Source organism: Kitasatospora sp. NPDC001175, assembly GCF_053598215.1.
In genome coordinates this window covers 1-2,382 of the sequence record NZ_JBSFJU010000190.1, presented here as the reverse complement: position 1 = coordinate 2,382, position 2,382 = coordinate 1, and the positions used below count along the sequence as shown (strand labels likewise).

General features: G+C 72.8%; 1 protein-coding gene. It reads right to left on the bottom strand.

The genetic code is table 11. The annotated features are described in order from the left end of the window. Nucleotides 1–2,382: type I polyketide synthase (locus tag ACWDAK_RS40995; protein WP_449806589.1), on the bottom strand; the 2,382-nt coding region annotated here is incomplete at both ends.

Below are 2,382 nucleotides of genomic sequence, written 5' to 3'. Positions count from 1 at the left end.
TCCAGGAGTTCCACCGCCATCGCAGCCCACTGCGAACCCTGACCCGGGAAGACGAACGCCACCTTCCCCGCAGACCCCGCACTGCCCTGAACCAGCCCCGCACCCGGCTCACCGGACGCCAACGCCTCCAGACCCCGGACCGCACCATCACGGTCGGCCGCGACCAGCACCGCCCGGTGCTCGAACCCGGCCCGCGACGACATCAGCGAGTACCCGACATCCGCCAGCGACAACTCCGGCCGCTCCGCCAGGTGCGAGCGCAGCCGCGCCGCCTGGCCTCGCAGGGCCGTCGCGCTCTGTGCGGACAGCAGCAGCGGCACGATGCCGGAGTCGGCCTCCGCCGGCTCCTGGGCAGCCGCCGGAGCGTACTCGAGGATGGTGTGGGCGTTGGTGCCGCTGATACCGAACGACGACACCGCCGCACGGCGCGGACGCCCGGTCTCCGGCCACTGCCGCGGCTCGGTCAGCAGCGACACCGCACCCGAGGCCCAATCCACCTTCGGCGAGGGCTCGTTCACGTGCAGCGTCTGCGGCAGCACACCGTGCCGCATCGCCATCACCATCTTGATGATGCCGCCGACACCCGCCGCCGCCTGCGTGTGACCGATGTTCGACTTCAGCGAACCCAGCCACAGCGGACGGTCCGCCGAGTGCTCCTGGCCATAGGTCGCCAGCAGCGCCTGCGCCTCGATCGGGTCACCCAGCGTGGTGCCCGTGCCGTGCGCCTCCACCGCGTCGACCTCGTCGGCCGACAGACCGGCGTTCGCCAGCGCCTGGCGGATCACCCGCTGCTGCGACGGACCGTTCGGCGCCGTCAGACCGTTCGACGCACCGTCCTGGTTGATCGCCGAACCACGGATCACCGCCAGCACCGGGTGACCGTTGCGCTCGGCGTCGGAGAGCCGCTCCACGAGCAGCATGCCGACACCCTCGCCCCAGCCCGTGCCGTCCGCGTCCGCCGAGAACGCCTTGCAGCGGCCGTCCACGGAGAGCGCCCGCTGGCGGCTGAAGTCGACGAAGACCTCCGGGGTGGACATGATCGCCACGCCGCCGGCCAGCGCCATGGTGCACTCACCGCCCCGCAGCGCCTGGATCGCCCAGTGCAGTGCCACCAGCGACGAGGAGCACGCGGTGTCGACCGTGACCGCCGGGCCTTCCAGGCCGAGCGTGTAGGCGACGCGGCCGGAGGCGATGCTGCCGGAGTTGCCCGTGCCGAGGTAGCCCTCAACGCCGTCCGGCAGTTCACCGACGCCCGTGGCGTAGTCGTGGTACATCACACCGGCGAAGACGCCGGTCCGGCTGCCGCGCACGGTCGCCGGGTCGATGCCGGCCCGCTCGAACGCCTCCCACGAGGTCTCCAGCAGCAGGCGCTGCTGCGGGTCCATCGCCAGCGCCTCACGCGGCGAGATCCCGAAGAACGTCGGGTCGAACAGGCCCGCGTCGTGCAGGAACCCGCCCTCGCGGGCGTACGAGGTGCCCTGGTGATCCGGATCCGGGTGGTAGAGGTTGTCCAGGTCCCAGCCACGGCCGGCCGGGAAGCCGGAGACCGCGTCCGCACCCTCGAAGACCAGCCGCCACAGGTCCTCGGGCGACTCCACACCGCCCGGGTAGCGGCAACTCATCCCGACGATCGCGATCGGCTCGTCGTCCAGGACCGCGACCGCGGCGGCGACCGACGCCTCGGTCCCCTCGCCGACCAGCTCCGAGCGCAGGAAGGCGGCCAGCGCGGCGGGCGTCGGGTAGTCGAACACCAGCGTCGCCGGCAGCCGCAGACCCGTCGCACCGTTCAGCTCGTTGCGCAGCTCGACGGCCGTCAGCGAGTCGAAACCGAGCTCCTTGAACGCCCGGCCGGACTCCACCGCAGCGGCGTCCGCGTAACCCAGCACCGACGCCACCCGAGCGCAGACCAGCTCGAGCAGCACGGCGTCCCGCTCGGCCACGGGCAGCGCGGCCAGCCGCCCGGCGAGGCCAGAACCGGCCACCGTTCCGGACGAGTTGGCCTCGACGGCCCGGCGAACCGGCGTCCTGACCAGTCCGCGCAGCAGCGGCGGCAGCGTACCCGCCACTGCCTCGGCGCGCAGCGCCGCGAGGTCGAGCTGCATCGGCACCAGCATCGCGTCATCCGCGGCGCATGCCGCGTCGAAGAGCGCCAGGCCCTCGTCCGCGAGCATGCCCTGCACGCCGCCACGGCTCATCCGTCGCACGTCGACCTCGGCCAGGCTGCCGACCATGCCGCCGTCCGCCCAAGCGCCCCAGGCGAGCGAGATCGCGGGGAGTCCGGCGGCACGGCGCTGAGCGGCGAGGGCGTCAAGGAAGACGTTGGCCGCAGCGTAGTTGCCCTGGCCGAGGCCGCCGAAGGTACCGGCGGCTGAGGAGAAGAGC